This window comes from Rhizobium sp. AQ_MP (assembly GCF_014237835.1).
GTDB lineage: Bacteria > Pseudomonadota > Alphaproteobacteria > Rhizobiales > Rhizobiaceae > Allorhizobium.
The window spans coordinates 139773-154042 of sequence record NZ_JACJVI010000009.1 but is presented as its reverse complement, the minus strand read 5'-3'; the positions used below and the strand labels follow the sequence as shown (position 1 = coordinate 154042).

Here is a 14270-nt window from a genome sequence, read left to right as displayed (position 1 = left end):
GAAAGGCATGAACTCATGGCCCCCATTCTCGAAATCTCCGACCTGAAGACCCTCGCTCGCAAACGCGTGCCAAAACTGTTCTTCGACTATGCCGACAGCGGCTCCTATACCGAGAGCACCTACCGCGCGAACGAGAACGACTTTGCCAGGATCAAGCTGCGTCAGCGCGTGCTGGTCGACATGAGCGGCCGCACGCTCGAAACGACCATGGTCGGCGAGAAGGTCAAGATGCCCGTGGCGCTCGCGCCGACTGGCCTCACCGGCATGCAGCATGCCGATGGCGAGATGCTGGCGGCGAAGGCTGCCGAAGAATTCGGCGTGCCTTTCACGCTCTCGACCATGAGCATCTGCTCGATCGAGGATGTCGCCTCGGTTACCACCCGCCCCTTCTGGTTCCAGCTTTACGTGATGCGCGACCGCGATTTCGTCGTGAACCTGATCGAGCGTGCCAAGGCCGCCAAATGCTCGGCCCTGGTACTCACCGCCGATCTTCAGCTGCTCGGCCAGCGCCACAAGGACATCCGCAACAGCCTCGCCGCCCCGCCGAAGCTGACGCCGAAACACCTCTACCAGATGGCGATCCGCCCACGCTGGTGCTGGAACATGCTGCAGACCAACCGCCGCACCTTCCGCAACATCCACGGCCACGCCAAGAACGTCACCGACCTGTCCTCGCTGCATTCCTGGACGGCTGAGCAGTTCGATCCGAAGCTCTCCTGGAAGGATGTCGAGTGGATCAAGAAGCAATGGGGTGGCAAGCTGATCATCAAGGGAATCCTCGACGTCGAAGACGCCCGGATGGCGGCGAAAACCGGGGCTGATGCCATCGTCGTCTCCAATCACGGCGGACGCCAGCTGGACGGCGCGCATTCCTCGATCTCCATGCTGCCGAAGATCGTCGAAGCCGTCGGCCACAAGATCGAGATCCACATGGACGGCGGCATCCGCTCCGGCCAGGATGTGCTGAAAGCCGTGGCACTGGGCGCCAGGGGAACCTATATCGGCCGCCCCTTCCTCTATGGCCTCGGCGCCATGGGCAAGGAAGGCGTGACCAAGGCGCTGGAAATCATAGCCAAGGAGATGGACGTGACCATGGCGCTCTGCGGTAAGCGCCAGGTCGCCGATGTCGACAAGACGATCATTGCCGAGAGCCCTTTCTGAACCACGCGAGGCAGCTGCAATTCAATGCAATTTCAGGTAGGCCACATTGCCATAGAGGCTCGGTAGACTTGCATTTGCTGAAAGGTACTCTTTCCCCGCGAAATGAATTCGCGGGGGATACTTTCATGACCAGGACCATCATCGACACGCCCTACAGCGTCAAAGCCCGGGCGCACCAGCTGGCTGCGCTCGGCATCCGCTGCATCATCCGCTACTACAACCGACAGAACAGCCAGACCTTTCCCGACAAACGTCTCACCAGAGCCGAAGCCGAGGCGATCGTCGAGGCCGGTATGTCGATTGCGGTTGTGTTCCAGCAGAACCATCGTCTGATCAGCGATTTCAGCGAGAGCTTCGCCGTGAAGGATGCCGAGGCAGCCCTCGAATGTGCGCGCGCCATCGATCAGCCCAAGGGCAGCGCAATCTATGTTTCTGTAGACCACGACTTCGTCAGTGCCGATGACCTCAGCACGATCGAAAGATATTTCCGGATCTTCGCGGACAAAGTTCGGACAGGTTCCACCGGCTATCGACTGGGTGTCTACGGCTCAGGCAAGGTCAGCAGCCGCCTCAAGGCCGCAGAACTCGTCGCCCTCGTCTGGCTGCCAAGGGCGCTTGGCTGGTCCGGCAGCAGCGACTATCTCGAAAACGGCCCCTGGAATCTCTATCAGGATGCGGTTTCGCTCAAGATTGACGGGCTCGACTGCGACAGCAACATCACCCGGCCTGGAAACCCGGATTTCGGCCAGTTCACCCTCCCGATGCCATCAACCGTCATGGCCAGGCGGCAGCCGGAAGACACCGATGGCAGTCGGGCGCTCTTTCAGGTCTCGAGCCACGGCAGTCTCAATCTGCGCGGAGGCGCCTCCCTCGATTTTCCCATCATCCGCCCGCTGGCACCGGGAACCCGACTTTACGGGCTGCAGCGCAGCGGAAACTGGATCCAGGTGGATCTGGAAGGTGACGGTCGTCCCGATGGCTATGTATCGCTGGATTATCTGGTGGCCGTGACCGGTGAAGCGGGAGACCTTCCAGTTGTTGGCAAACAGGCGATCGACATCGCCTATCGGGAATACGAAATGCAGGTGGCCAATCTGGATGGCCCCGGCACGAACCCGCGCATCGCGCTCTACTACCGGCGGCTGGACGGCGCCGCGATCGGACATGACGACGATGAAGTGGCGTGGTGCTCCTATTTCGTCAATTTCTGCTTTTCCGAGGTTGGACAGAAGGGCTCCGGCCGCGCCAATGCCCGCTCCTGGCTCACTTGGGGCAGGCCCGTTCAGGGAGCGCCGCGGCGCGGTGACGTTGTCGTCCTGTGGCGGCAGTCTCCGGACAGCTGGAAGGGCCATGTCGGCTTCTTCGTCGGCTATGACGGAGACCAATGGCTGCTGCTCGGCGGCAACCAGGGCGAAGCCGTCTCGATCAAGGCCTTTGATCCCGCCAAGGTGCTGGGCGTGCGCCGCCTTTAAGCGACGATCAGCTCAGGCGGCCGGTCGCAAGGCCGGCCGTCCAGCTCGGACGGCCATTGCGTTCGGCAAGCCGCGACTGCGCCATGTGATCATAGGGTACGAGCCGGAAGCTGACCGACCAGCCGGCTTCCGTCTTCTGCAGGATCGCATAGGATGCAAGCGGGCTGCCGGCTTCGACCTTGTGATAGACGGGCAAATCATCGTCATAGGCCGGGCAGCCGACGCTGCCGGGATTGACGATCAGCCTGCCGTCGGAGAGGCGGACGGCCCGTGGCAGATGGGTATGGCCGCAAAGGATCAGCGGCTGGGTGATGCCCTCCGCCCAGGCCTCTATCTCAGACTGATCGCGCAGCACGACACGCCCTTCCGGCGTCACCTGGTCGAGCCAGTAGGTACCGTCATCCTGCGGTCGCGCATGGCAGAGATAGGCGACATCGCGGAAAACCGCATCGAAGGGCAGCGTGCGCAGCCAGTCGAGATGCCGGGCTGTCAGCTGGCCGAAGGCATCCGCCTCCCACTCATGCATGTCGCCGGCCGCATGTTCGATCAGATAGCGGTCGTGATTGCCACGCACGGTGACCAGCTGCAGCGGCACGAGGATATCGGCCGTCCGCCCGGCTTCGAGCGGGCCGGACAGGCAATCGCCGAGATTGACGATATCGCCTGTTTCAATGCCCTCAGCCGCGATATCGGCAAGCACCGCCTCAAGTGCCGCGGCATTGCCATGAATATCAGCGATAGCCGCGAACCGCATCAGCTGCCCCGATAGGTCGAATAGCCATAGGGCGAGAGAAGCAGCGGCACATGATAATGCGCCGTCGTGTCGGAAATCCCGAAGCGGATCGGGATCACGTCAAGAAAGGGCGGCTCGGTGAGCTGAAAGCCCTTGGCCTTCAGATAATCCCCGGCATGGAAAAGCAGCTCATATTGCCCGACCTGGAATTCATCCCCGATCAGCATCGGTCCGCCATCGACACGCCCATCGTCATTGGTGAAGACGGTCTTGATCAGCTCCGCCTCCTCGCCATTCATCCGCATCAGCTGGATGCGAAGACCCTGGGCTGGCTTGCCGAGTGCCGTATCGAGCACATGGGTGGTGAGGCCGGTCATATCTGGGGCTCCCGAATCGTGAAGGGGGTATCGAAGAAAAACTCTTCGAGGTTGTTGCCGGGTCCGTCACGATCGACAACCAGGAAATCACTGACTTCGCCGATGGCCATCAACGGATGATGCCAGGTATTGCGCCGATAGTTCACGCCCTGCTGCGGTCCGGCGAGAAACACCTGCGGCTGCCCCGGTCGGCCAGCCTCATCGGGCGAGACTGCGACCAGGAAGGGCCGCGCGGAAAGCGGCGAAAAGCTCTGGCTACCAAGGGGGTGCCGCTCCATCATGCCGATCTCATAAGGGAAGGCGCGCGGCTGCCCGCGAAAAATGTTGACGATCACCCGCGCCCCCTCGCCCGTCACCTCGGGCGAAAACAGCGCATGAAAGCGTTCCGTCGTGCCGCCATTGATCAGCCGCATGGTCGAGGGATCGGCCTCGATCACCTCGCCAAAAGGCGCAAATGTTTCGGCCGTCAACGGACGGATGGAGAGGTCGATGGGCAAAGGGGTCATTCTCCCTGGATATGCGGATGGCGAAGCTGGTCGATCTGCCGGATGAGCTTTGGAAGATCAACCTGCACCGTATCCCAGATGATACGCCAGTCGAGCCGGTCGTATTGATGGACAACAAGATTGCGCAAACCGCGCATTTTGGCCCAGGGAATCTCCGGTTGCTCAGAGCCAATGTCTGGAAACAGCGCCTGGATGCGCGCTGCAGCGGTCGCGATCAGCACAAAAGTCATGGCCACGGCGCGCTGGCGCAACAGGTCGGACTGGAACTCCTCGAAGCCGATGCCATCGAGGAAGCCAATGGCCTCAATTGCCGCATCTTTCATGTCGATCAGATTGTCGAGGAGGCGCTCCGCCGGGGTCATATGGCCCTAGCCTCGGACAAAATCCGATCACGCATGCGCTCTTTCAAGCCGCCTGACGTTACGACATCCACCCGGCAAGGCAGGAGGGTCTCCATCTCCGCCTGCAACCCACCGAGATCGAAGAGCGTCATGCCTGGAAGTCCATCGACGAGTATGTCCAGATCACTGTCCGGCCCATCCTCGCCGCGCGCGACAGAGCCAAAGACACGAGGGTTCGTCGCCTTGTGACGTGCGGTCACTTCGCGAATGGCCTGCCTGTTCTTCTCCAGCACTTCGGACGGTCGCATGCCGCATCTCCTCGGTCGCAATCATAGAACAAACGCGAGGCGCGAGAAAGCGCCGGAGCGAGCCCCCTCAAACGAAAACAGCGCCGGTGTTCCCACCGGCGCTGCAATCGTTGAACCCTAGCCTGAAATCAGGCGGCGTTCTTGGCGTAATCGGCCGTCGGCACTTCCGAAATCGTCTTCAGAACGATCGAAGCGATCTGGTAGGGGCAGCCCTGGGAGTTCGGGCGGCGATCTTCCAGGTAACCCTTGTAGCCGTTGTTGACGAAGGAGTGCGGAACGCGGATCGAGGCGCCACGGTCGGCAACGCCGTAGGAGAACTTGTTCCACGGAGCCGTCTCGTGTTTGCCGGTCAGGCGCAGATGGTTGTCCGGACCGTAGACGTCGATATGCTCCTTCCAGTTCTTCGCGAAGGCTGCCATGAGGGCTTCGAAGTATTCCTTGCCGCCCACTTCGCGCATGAAGGTGGTCGAGAAGTTGCAATGCATGCCCGAACCGTTCCAGTCGGTATCGCCGAGCGGCTTGCAGTGGAATTCGACGTCGATGCCGTACTTTTCGCAGAGGCGGAGCAGCAGGTAGCGTGCGATCCAGATCTGGTCGGCGGCCTTCTTGGAGCCCTTGCCGAACACCTGGAATTCCCACTGGCCCTTGGCCACTTCGGCATTGATGCCTTCGTGGTTGATGCCGGCTTCGAGGCAGAGGTCGAGATGCTCTTCGACGATTTCACGCGCGATCGAACCGACATTCTTGTAGCCGACGCCGGTGTAGTACGGGCCCTGCGGCGCCGGGTAGCCCTGCTCCGGGAAGCCGAGCGGACGACCGTTTTCGTAGAAGAAGTATTCCTGTTCGAAGCCGAACCAGGCGCCTTCGTCGTCGAGGATCGTGGCGCGGCTGTTCGACGGATGCGGGGTGACGCCGTCCGGCATCATGACTTCGCACATGACGAGAGCGCCGTTCGTGCGGGCCGGGTCGGGATAGATGGCGACCGGCTTCAGCACGCAATCCGACGAGTGGCCTTCGGCCTGCATCGTCGAGGAGCCGTCAAAGCCCCAGAGCGGCAGCTGTTCCAGGGTCGGGAAGCTGTCGAATTCCTTGATCTGCGTCTTGCCACGCAGGTTCGCTACCGGCTTGTAGCCATCGAGCCAGATATACTCGAGCTTAAACTTGGTCATGGTGCTCTCTCTTCAGTCTCGCGCCATTCATGCGCAACAGAGGGGTGATTCTCCGGTTCGCCCGGGAGTCGGATTAGAAAAAGCAGGAAGCGTGCCAGTTTGCAGCCGAAGCCCCAAAGCCTGCCATTTTGTCGCAGGCGAGCCGCGGAATCCGAGGTATCACACGCGTTTCTTTAACAGATTCAGCTCATACTCGTGGAACCAGAGCGCCGTATCCGGTGTTGTTCGCGCACATGAGATCACGGAAGCGCTGTGATGATTTTAAATTCATCACTTTTTCTGCATCAATACTGCCCACAAAATAGGCATTTTGCACTTTTCGTGTGCATTTCAGTTTCAGACGTGGTAAGCATGGAACATCGAGACAACACTCGGTGGAAACGAGAGGCAGTAGCATGACAACGAACTTGGTTCGGGAATCGGCGAAGATCTACGAATTCCCAGTGCGTGATGCGGCGAGGTTGCAGGCGATGCGCGATCGTCAGGCCGTGCGGCCCGTCATTTATGAAAGCGGCTCGGCGAGCTGGTATCATGAAGAGGCGATCCGCGAAGCCGAGCAGGCACGCAAGCAGTAAGGGGTTGCGCCCCACAAGAAAGCCGCCCGCTTCGCGGACGGCTTGACATGCGATGAGCGGGCCCATGCCCGCTCTTTTCGTTTTCAGTGTTACTCCAGTTCTCAGGCCGGAATAGCGTCAAGACAAACAATCATGCCTTGGTGCCGAAGAGACGCAGGCGCATCACGCCGCCATCCGGATGCATGGCAATACGCACATGCGTGACCGGTCCGATCTTCTGCACCTGATCGCCCTCGTAGACGTGCTCGGCATCCATCTGCATCTTCTGCCGCGTCAGCATCGGCTTCCACTGTTCCGACGCTGCGATCTCCTCTTCCGAGAAGGTGTCGCCGGCCTGCGGCAGATAGGCGCCGAGCAGCTCGCAGGTATCAGGATAATTGCCCTTGTAGAAATGCGTGTCGATCAGCACCCGGTTGATAACGCCGGGATGGCCGAGCCGGATGATCGCCCAGTCATGGCCTGGACCACGACGGCGCTTGGTTTCCCAGCCATCACCCATATTGGTGCCGCGGCCCGGCGACAGGATCTTGTCGGGATGCCCGTAATGCGCATCCGACCACGCGAGCGACTTTGCGCCATGGAAGATATAGGCGAGATCGATTTCTTCGGTCGCACCCACCTTCGACCAGTCGAAATGGGCAGCGCCGTAAACGCGCAGACGCGCAACACCGCCATCCGGATAGATATGCAGGCGCAGATGTGTCCAGACCTTCGACGTATCGGAATTGGCAAAGAAGTGCTGCGCCGAGGCCCCGAGCGGCGACTTGGTCACCAGCTCAGTCCAGACCGTCGCATCCGTCGGATCGCCGCTCTCGACAAAAGCCGCCTCGATCGAACAATGGGGCGGGTAGTTGCCGGTAAAGAAGCGCGTGTCGACATCGAAGCCGAAGATGCGGCCCGGCATGGCAAGCCGGATGATCGCATGGTCATGGCCCGGCACACGCTTGCGACGGCTTTCCCAGCCATCCATGTATTTGCCGTTGTCGTCGTAGAGATCCGGATCGAACGTCGCCGGGTCGTCATTCAGCATGCGCGACAGCGGCGCGAAGAACTCGTCGGTCGAGTAGATGCCGACGGCTCCGAGGCGGGCCGATGCAAGATTGACGGCACCGGCGGCGAAATCCGGCAGGACGACGGTCGAGGTCTCAAGCATGTCAGTGTGTCTCCGGAAGCAGGCTTTCAAGGCGCAGCCTGGCGATTTTTTCCACCTGCTGGCAGGCGGTGTCGAATTCCTGATCGCGGCTGTTGGATATCCGCGTTTCGAAGGCCGAAAGGATGTCGTCCTTCGACAGTCCCTTCACCGCAATGATGAAGGGAAAGCCGAATTTCTCGACATAATCAGTGTTGAGTTCGGTGAAGCGGGCATGCTCCTCAGCCGTCAGCCGATCGAGCCCGGCGCCTGCCTGCTCGCGTTTGCTGTCTTCGGTAAGCTCGCCCGCAATCGCGAGCTTGCCGGCAAGGTCCGGATGGGCGCGAAGCACGCCGAGCCGTTCATCGGTGCTCGAGGTCCGGAAGATCATCGCCATCGCATCATGCACATCGAGTGCGGTGAGCGGCTCCTCGATCATGCCGGCATCGAAAGCACGCTCGGCAATGAAGGGCGAATGTTCGAACACTCCGCCGAAACGCTGAACGAAGTCCGCTCTGTCCATTCGCCTGTCCATTTAGAAGCAAGGTCTCGTCCGACGGGAGCGAGACAGGGGAAGATGCCTGCGAGCTGCGCCGCGAGCGATTGCATCAAGGATTAGCCGAGGCCCGGAGCCTTGTCGAGTTTCCGGCAGCGACAATCATTTTCGCCCAAACGCGAGGGCATGCCTCCTTGCGGACCTTATGGGCCAGTCTATCTATGGAACTGTACTCCCCGATTTCCCAGAAAGGATACCCCATGCCGATTGCCAAAGGCTATGCCGCAACGGATGCCTCCAAGCCATTGGTTCCCTTCACCTTCGAGCGTCGCGAACCGAACGCGGACGACGTGGTGATCGACATCAAGTTTTCCGGCATCTGCCATTCCGACATCCACCAGGTCCGCAATGAATGGGGCAACTCGACCTTCCCCATGGTCCCCGGCCACGAGATCGCCGGCATCGTCACCGCCGTCGGCTCGAAGGTCACGCAGTTCAAGGTCGGCGACCGCGTCGGCGTCGGCTGCTTCGTCGACAGCTGCGTCCATTGCGAGACCCGCAATGTCGATCTCGAACAGTATATGCCGGGCGTCGTGCCGACCTATAACGGCTTCGAGGCCGATGGCGTGACGCCCACCTATGGTGGCTATTCGAACACCATCACCGTGAAGGAAGGCTATGTGCTCTCCATTCCGGACAACCTGCCGCTCGACAAGGCAGCGCCCCTGCTCTGCGCCGGCATCACGCTCTACTCTCCGCTGGTGCACTGGAAGGCGGGCCCCGGCAAGAAGGTGGCCATCGTCGGCATGGGCGGCCTTGGCCATATGGGCGTGAAAATCGGCGCAGCACTCGGCGCCGACATCACCGTTCTCAGCCAGAGCCTGTCGAAGAAGGACGACGGCATCGCCTTTGGCGCAAAGGATTACTACGCCACTGCCGACAAGGAGACCTTCAAGAAGCTCGCCGGCACCTTCGACCTGATCATCTGCACGGTCGGCACCGAGATCGACTGGAACGCCTATCTGAACCTGTTGAAAATCGACGGCGCGCTGGTTCTGGTCGGCCTGCCGGAAAACCCGGTTCCTGTCCATGCCTTCTCGCTGGTCATGGGCCGCCGCTCGCTCGCCGGCTCCTCGATCGGCTCGATCAAGGAGACACAGGAGATGCTCGACTTCTGCGGCAAGCACAACATCACGCCCGAGATCGAGATCATCGATATCCAGCAGGTGAACGAGGCCTATGAGCGCGTCATCAAGAGCGATGTCCGCTACCGCTTCGTCATCGACATCGCGAGCCTCGACAAGGTCTGAGGCTGGTCGCGTTGACTGAATGCGAGGGGCCCGGTCAGCGCCGGGCCCTTTGTTTTCTTACACCTGCAACTGATACCCGTTCCGCTCCGGAAACGGCCAGTCCGCAAGCAAGGCCATGTCGGGCCGGTAGATCTCCACCATCAATGGATAGCATTTCGCCACGTCGCTCGAATGGCTGGCGCTGCAATCCCCGCCCGGGCAGGCCGAGAGAGCGCCGAGCAGATCGATCTCGGCGAACATCTCCAGGAAGTCGCCGGGGCGCACCGGGCTTGCCTTCATGAAATACTGCTGCGTGTCACGGGTAAACCCGGTGCACATGAACACGTTCAGCACGTCATGCACATGCGGCTCGGCGGCCTTGATGTCGATGCCCTGGTGCCGTGACAGCGCTCGGCAGAGGTTCGAATGACAGCAATGATGATAGTCGCCGCCGGAGAGCAGACGGTTGGTATAGGGATCGCAACGCGTGCCGATCACGTCATGCACCCCGCCGCCGAACTCGTCGAAGCCGTACCAGCCAAGCGTATCATGGCTGATCGTCGCCATCGGGCGCAGCGACGGCAGATTGCTCCAGAGGCGATTGCCGGTCGTGACATGGGTGGCATGGAGCGCCCGCGTCTTGCCGGAAAAGAAGCGCTCTGAGAGATCATTGGCATTCCAAAGATTGAGGTCGCCGACCTGCGGCCCCTCCACACTGACGATGCGGAAGAAGTGCCCTTTGGGCACCTCGAACGTGTTGCCCTCGCGCGGCGGCACGATCACCTCGCCGACCTTCTCCATTGTCGCCCGCGCCCGCTCCAGAATGCTCATGTCGGGTGCTTTCAACGACTCGACCGGATAGCAGACGACGGGTTTTACAGCCCGGCGGGCAGCCGCATCAGCGGGAACGGGGATGTTGGCGTTGAAGGGGGACATGGGAGGCTCCGGGCAAAGAGTTGGACGGGGCACATCACTGGCTTAGCACAGCGAATCTGGCAACGTGCACCTTGCGGCAATGTACACGAGCCAAACACCAAATTGCTCATGTCAGAATCTGGCAACCCCAGATACGACATGAACTGAGGCCTGGAACCGTTGTAATCCAGCGGCCCTGAACTCGACACGCCCGGAAAGCAAACTGCAGGCATGTCCAGCTTCACGACGGCGTTCGCAAATGGATCCGATCATACGATAGACGTTTGCTCGAAAATCAGTCCAAGACGCTTCGCCATCAACCGAGATCTCGACGAATTCATCTTCTACGACAGTGAATGCACGCTCTTCAGACGCGAGCTTTCCGCCCGCTTTGGCAGTTTCTTTAAAGGCAAGACTAAGTCTGAGCCATAGCTTCCCGCTCACAGCCGAGAGTGGAAGACATACCTCTGCGAAAGCCTGCCGCAACAGGGAACATTCCAGGCTGAGCAATTCAGTCGAGGATCCTTTTTCGATGTGATTGATGGCTATGACAACATCAAGGCCACGACGCATGTCCAGACGATCATGAGACAGAAAAAGCTCTTTCGCTCTGTCTGTCAGGGAATCCGGAGCGGTGCTTCCGCGCTCAGGCGGACGGACATCACGCCGCTCCAACTGCTCTTTCACTGCCTTGGCGAAAACCCGGGACTCTGATGTCCGCAGACTGCCGAGACTAGTATTTCGCATTGTGAGAAGAAGTACGCATCCAAGCAGAACCAAAAAAAATGGCGATGACATACTTCAAACGAATCAATTTAGTATCCCAACTCACTGAGAACTGCGTTATAATCAACTCCGGAAACAATTGATGCCTGCTTGATAGCAGCCTGACGTCTCGCCAGTGTGTAGTCCGACTCGCTGCCGTAAAATATAAGCCCGGCTTCAGTGGCAAGAATAGTTGCACCATCAATACCCTTGTAGGGTAGGCGTGATTCCGGCGTCGATGGTATCGGTCCGATTGCAGCGTGCACAATTTCATCCTGGCCGACGGCAACCATAGCGCTCGTCACACCAAATGCGTTTCTAAAAAATCGATCGAACCGGCTAAATTCTGCATTCCTCTGCTGCAGCTTCTCGTCTTTGTTCGCCGCATGCAGTTGCATCCTCAGCCCCGGAAACTCCATGACGGGCTTGACAGCAGGAATGGCACCGCATTTCTTCGCCGCGTCCCCAACAAGAGCTATAACGGGTATCCTCTTATCCAGGTTTGCGATGGCGGCATGCATCGTTCCCGAAATGACCGTTACGCCGACTATATTGGTGCGAGGTGCTTTCTGGATGTTCCAGAGGACTGAAGATCTTGAAGCAAGGACAAGGTGGACTGGGGCTGTTTCCTCTGTCACCACCACGTCAATCCGATAAAGCCTTCCTTCGGTCTTGGAAAGCATGATCTGTGGGCTGTTGTTTCCTTTGACCACCGCGATCAATTTCTGAGCCATGTGAGAGACGTCCGACTTGGACATCATAAACAGGTTGGATGCACCCTCCCCGCCATGTGTAACGACAGCCCGAACGAGTGCACTCTTTGGCGGGGCAACAATCGCACAAGATGTCGTCTGCTGGATTCGCTTGATTTCCTTTGGCGTCTCAGCCTCATCAGCCTGCTTATAGTCAGCGACATATTCGTTGATCCAATGCAGTTTTTTGTCTTGGTCCATCAGCTTGTACTCGCCAAGCTGAACTCCATAGGACTCTGGATGAACCTTATCGGTCACATCCCCGGCCATCGGATCGGTGTCAGAGCAGGATGCCAAGAGTGCAAAAGATAAAATCAAACCTAACCTGAGCATGTGTTCTCCCATCAATGCAATCAGGATTCACATCGCCCACTAAATTCGCTTCAAAAAATACGTTAAATTACGAGATAGTTGCCAGATTCCATAGTTTGGCCTCAGTGAGCGACCTGCTCCTCACATTCTGGACGAATACGCCCCTCACCACGCCGGCTTGTGAAACTTGTGCCAGTGCTCGGCAATCTCGATGCGCTTGGGCACCCAGACCTTCTCATGAGCAGTCACATAATCGATGAACCGCGCCAGCGCCGCCGCCCGTCCAGGCCGCCCCACGAGGCGGCAGTGCAACCCGACGGACATCATCTTCGGGCTGCCGTTCTTGCCCTCCTCGTAAAGAACGTCGAAGGCGTCCTTGAGATAGTTGAAGAACTGGTCGCCGGAATTGAAGCCCTGCGGTGTGGCAAAGCGCATGTCATTGGTCTCAAGCGTATAGGGGATGATCAGGAAGGGTTTGCCCTCGAGATCCGGCACCCAGAACGGCAGGTCGTCGGAATAGTTGTCGGAGGAATACACAAAACCGCCCTCCTCCATGACGAGGCGCAGCGTGTTCATCGACGGCTTGCCCTGATACATGCCGAGCGGATGCGAGCCGGTCAGTTCCTTGTGCAGGCGCACGGCCTCCTGAATGTGCTGACGCTCGACCTCTTCGGGAAAATCCTTGTATTCGAGCCAGCGATAGCCGTGGCTGGCGATCTCCCAGTCCGCTTCCTTCATCGCGGCAACGGCTTCCGGGTTACGCGCCATGGCAAGCGTCACGCCATAGACCGTCACGGGCACCTTGCGTTCGGTGAACATCCGCCAGAGCCGCCAGAAGCCGGCGCGCGAGCCGTATTCGTAGATGGACTCCATGTTGAGATTGCGCTGACCGGCCCAGGGCTGGGCACCGACGATTTCCGACAGCAGGCATTCAGAGGCCGGGTCGCCATCGAGAATGCAGCTCTCGCCACCCTCCTCGTAATTCACCACGAACTGCACCGCGATCCGGGCATCGCCGGGCCATTTCGGATCGGGAATGTTGCGGCCATAGCCGATGAGGTCGCGGGGATAGGGAGCAGTCGTCATAAGTTCACCTCTCGCGTTTTGACGCGAGGCTATTGGCGAGGGCGGCACCTGTCGAGATGGAAAACGCGCATCCTGCTGCGGTGCGAAGGCGTCAGGCGATCTTGCGGCTGGAGACCCGGCCCAGCGGATGCAGCGAATGCACGGTAAACGGAGCGCCACGCTCCGGCTCGACGAACAGGGCGAGATTGGTCACCACGACGGGCTCGGCCAGCACCGGATCGAAATGCGCCTTCAATGCCTGCTCGATCCGCGGGAAATCGCGCGCCAGAAGCGGCCCCGTCAGCGTCATGTGGAAGCGGAATTCATCCATGACATAAGGGTGGCCCCAGCGGCTGAGATTGCTGAATTGCGGTGCTGAAAGCCGCTCGGGATTGCGCCGCTCGATCTCGGCTTCGCTGAGCGGCGCGCGAAAGCCATCGAATGCCTGCACCACCGAGGCCGCGAGATGATCGACCTCCGGGCAAGGCCGCGGCAGGATGAGCCCGAAGACGTCGCCGATCCGTCCAACGGAAAGCCCGCGCAACACGACCGGCTCCATGCGGCCGGCGAAATGCATGAGATCACGCAGCAAGGAGGCTTCGCTCGAGCCTTCGTTCAACCGGAAGGGTGCCTTGAAGGTCGCATGAAATCCGAAGCGACGGGGAAGCGCGGTATGAAAGGCAATCTCGTGCACACCGAGCCCTTTGAGCCCCGGATGCTCCTCCGCCTCGCCGGAGAACACGTTGCGGCCGAGCCAACGCGCAGCAGCATCGCCGAGCGGATCGCGGGCGGGCGGCGTAAAGCAGATGGCATAACGCATGTCGAGCACCTCGCACTGGCTCGCGACGGAACTTTAGCAGTTGCCGTTACAACTTCGTGGATAGGTGATTTGCATGACAGTATCA

17 protein-coding genes are annotated in these 14270 nt (G+C 59.7%); 4 read left to right on the top strand and 13 right to left on the bottom strand.

Going from position 1 to position 14270, the window contains the following annotated elements; genetic code table 11:
• The first annotated feature begins 15 nt into the window (after positions 1–15).
• Positions 16–1161, top strand: coding sequence for an alpha-hydroxy acid oxidase (locus H6M51_RS14900; RefSeq protein ID WP_185810596.1), 1146 nt, complete (start codon positions 16–18; stop codon positions 1159–1161).
• A 125-nt stretch (positions 1162–1286) separates the two neighbouring features.
• Positions 1287–2633 (top strand): TIGR02594 family protein, encoded by a 1347-nt coding sequence (locus H6M51_RS14895; RefSeq protein WP_185810595.1) that lies wholly within the window; start codon positions 1287–1289, stop codon positions 2631–2633.
• Between the two features lie 7 nt (positions 2634–2640).
• On the opposite strand, the gene H6M51_RS14890 is transcribed toward H6M51_RS14895, so the two are convergent.
• The 6 genes from H6M51_RS14890 to H6M51_RS14865 form a co-directional block, all read right to left on the bottom strand.
• Complete coding sequence (locus H6M51_RS14890; protein WP_185810594.1) at positions 2641–3387, bottom strand: metallophosphoesterase; 747 nt, start codon at positions 3385–3387, stop codon at positions 2641–2643.
• Positions 3387–3743, bottom strand: coding sequence for a hydroxyisourate hydrolase (gene uraH, locus H6M51_RS14885; protein ID WP_185810593.1), 357 nt, complete (start codon positions 3741–3743; stop codon positions 3387–3389). Before uraH ends, H6M51_RS14890 begins: the two co-directional genes overlap by 1 nt.
• Positions 3740–4240, bottom strand: a complete 501-nt coding sequence (locus H6M51_RS14880) for an ureidoglycolate lyase (protein WP_185810653.1) — start codon at positions 4238–4240, stop codon at positions 3740–3742. The genes uraH and H6M51_RS14880 overlap by 4 nt, the downstream gene beginning before the upstream one ends.
• Before the next feature lie 5 nt (positions 4241–4245).
• Positions 4246–4572 (bottom strand): DUF86 domain-containing protein, encoded by a 327-nt coding sequence (locus H6M51_RS14875; protein ID WP_185810592.1) that lies wholly within the window; start codon positions 4570–4572, stop codon positions 4246–4248.
• A gap of 35 nt (positions 4573–4607) precedes the next feature.
• Positions 4608–4898, bottom strand: a complete 291-nt coding sequence (locus H6M51_RS14870) for a nucleotidyltransferase family protein (protein ID WP_185810591.1) — start codon at positions 4896–4898, stop codon at positions 4608–4610.
• A gap of 128 nt (positions 4899–5026) precedes the next feature.
• On the bottom strand, positions 5027–6067 hold the full coding sequence (locus H6M51_RS14865; protein ID WP_185810590.1) for a glutamine synthetase beta-grasp domain-containing protein: 1041 nt from the start codon (positions 6065–6067) through the stop codon (positions 5027–5029).
• 395 nt (positions 6068–6462) lie between these two features.
• Here H6M51_RS14865 and H6M51_RS14860 point away from each other — a divergent pair, with 395 nt between their 5' ends.
• Positions 6463–6642, top strand: coding sequence for a DUF2735 domain-containing protein (locus tag H6M51_RS14860; RefSeq protein WP_185810589.1), 180 nt, complete (start codon positions 6463–6465; stop codon positions 6640–6642).
• Between the two features lie 130 nt (positions 6643–6772).
• Here H6M51_RS14860 and alc read toward each other — a convergent pair whose 3' ends face one another.
• Together alc and uraD are read right to left on the bottom strand one after the other, a co-directional pair.
• Entirely contained in the window at positions 6773–7795 is a 1023-nt protein-coding gene (alc, locus tag H6M51_RS14855; RefSeq protein WP_185810588.1) for an allantoicase, read from the bottom strand.
• A 1-nt stretch (position 7796) separates the two neighbouring features.
• Complete coding sequence (gene uraD, locus H6M51_RS14850) at positions 7797–8294, bottom strand: 2-oxo-4-hydroxy-4-carboxy-5-ureidoimidazoline decarboxylase (protein WP_185810587.1); 498 nt, start codon at positions 8292–8294, stop codon at positions 7797–7799.
• Between the two features lie 233 nt (positions 8295–8527).
• Between uraD and H6M51_RS14845 the strand changes: the two genes are divergently transcribed.
• The gene (locus H6M51_RS14845) at positions 8528–9577 is read left to right on the top strand and encodes an NAD(P)-dependent alcohol dehydrogenase (protein WP_185810586.1); all 1050 of its coding nucleotides are present in this window, start codon (positions 8528–8530) and stop codon (positions 9575–9577) included.
• Positions 9578–9634: 57 nt separating this feature from the next.
• Here H6M51_RS14845 and H6M51_RS14840 read toward each other — a convergent pair whose 3' ends face one another.
• The 5 genes from H6M51_RS14840 to H6M51_RS14820 all read right to left on the bottom strand — a co-directional run bounded on the left by H6M51_RS14840 (position 9635) and on the right by H6M51_RS14820 (position 14185).
• A complete protein-coding gene (locus H6M51_RS14840; RefSeq protein ID WP_185810585.1) occupies positions 9635–10492 on the bottom strand; it encodes a DUF1989 domain-containing protein in 858 nt (285 codons plus the stop codon).
• A 111-nt stretch (positions 10493–10603) separates the two neighbouring features.
• Positions 10604–11158, bottom strand: coding sequence for a hypothetical protein (locus H6M51_RS14835; protein ID WP_185810584.1), 555 nt, complete (start codon positions 11156–11158; stop codon positions 10604–10606).
• 128 nt (positions 11159–11286) lie between these two features.
• Positions 11287–12321: a hypothetical protein gene (locus H6M51_RS14830; RefSeq protein ID WP_185810583.1), complete on the bottom strand. Its 1035-nt coding sequence runs from the start codon at positions 12319–12321 to the stop codon at positions 11287–11289.
• Between the two features lie 144 nt (positions 12322–12465).
• Positions 12466–13386, bottom strand: a complete 921-nt coding sequence (gene puuE, locus H6M51_RS14825; protein ID WP_185810582.1) for an allantoinase PuuE — start codon at positions 13384–13386, stop codon at positions 12466–12468.
• Positions 13387–13477: 91 nt separating this feature from the next.
• Positions 13478–14185: a DUF1045 domain-containing protein gene (locus H6M51_RS14820; protein ID WP_185810581.1), complete on the bottom strand. Its 708-nt coding sequence runs from the start codon at positions 14183–14185 to the stop codon at positions 13478–13480.
• Between the last annotated feature and the right edge of the window lie 85 nt (positions 14186–14270).

What these genes read in the sequence shown, in the direction of transcription:
- H6M51_RS14900 (WP_185810596.1), top strand. Translation starts at nt 16, where the DNA reads ATGGCCCCCATTCTCGAAATCTCCGACCTGAAGACCCTCGCTCGCAAA.
- H6M51_RS14895 (WP_185810595.1), top strand. Translation starts at nt 1,287, where the DNA reads ATGACCAGGACCATCATCGACACGCCCTACAGCGTCAAAGCCCGGGCG.
- H6M51_RS14890 (WP_185810594.1), bottom strand. Translation starts at nt 3,387, where the DNA reads ATGCGGTTCGCGGCTATCGCTGATATTCATGGCAATGCCGCGGCACTT.
- uraH (WP_185810593.1), bottom strand. Translation starts at nt 3,743, where the DNA reads ATGACCGGCCTCACCACCCATGTGCTCGATACGGCACTCGGCAAGCCA.
- H6M51_RS14875 (WP_185810592.1), bottom strand. Translation starts at nt 4,572, where the DNA reads ATGAAAGATGCGGCAATTGAGGCCATTGGCTTCCTCGATGGCATCGGC.
- H6M51_RS14870 (WP_185810591.1), bottom strand. Translation starts at nt 4,898, where the DNA reads ATGCGACCGTCCGAAGTGCTGGAGAAGAACAGGCAGGCCATTCGCGAA.
- H6M51_RS14865 (WP_185810590.1), bottom strand. Translation starts at nt 6,067, where the DNA reads ATGACCAAGTTTAAGCTCGAGTATATCTGGCTCGATGGCTACAAGCCG.
- H6M51_RS14860 (WP_185810589.1), top strand. Translation starts at nt 6,463, where the DNA reads ATGACAACGAACTTGGTTCGGGAATCGGCGAAGATCTACGAATTCCCA.
- alc (WP_185810588.1), bottom strand. Translation starts at nt 7,795, where the DNA reads ATGCTTGAGACCTCGACCGTCGTCCTGCCGGATTTCGCCGCCGGTGCC.
- uraD (WP_185810587.1), bottom strand. Translation starts at nt 8,294, where the DNA reads ATGGACAGAGCGGACTTCGTTCAGCGTTTCGGCGGAGTGTTCGAACAT.
- H6M51_RS14845 (WP_185810586.1), top strand. Translation starts at nt 8,528, where the DNA reads ATGCCGATTGCCAAAGGCTATGCCGCAACGGATGCCTCCAAGCCATTG.
- H6M51_RS14840 (WP_185810585.1), bottom strand. Translation starts at nt 10,492, where the DNA reads ATGTCCCCCTTCAACGCCAACATCCCCGTTCCCGCTGATGCGGCTGCC.
- H6M51_RS14830 (WP_185810583.1), bottom strand. Translation starts at nt 12,321, where the DNA reads ATGCTCAGGTTAGGTTTGATTTTATCTTTTGCACTCTTGGCATCCTGC.
- puuE (WP_185810582.1), bottom strand. Translation starts at nt 13,386, where the DNA reads ATGACGACTGCTCCCTATCCCCGCGACCTCATCGGCTATGGCCGCAAC.
- H6M51_RS14820 (WP_185810581.1), bottom strand. Translation starts at nt 14,185, where the DNA reads ATGCGTTATGCCATCTGCTTTACGCCGCCCGCCCGCGATCCGCTCGGC.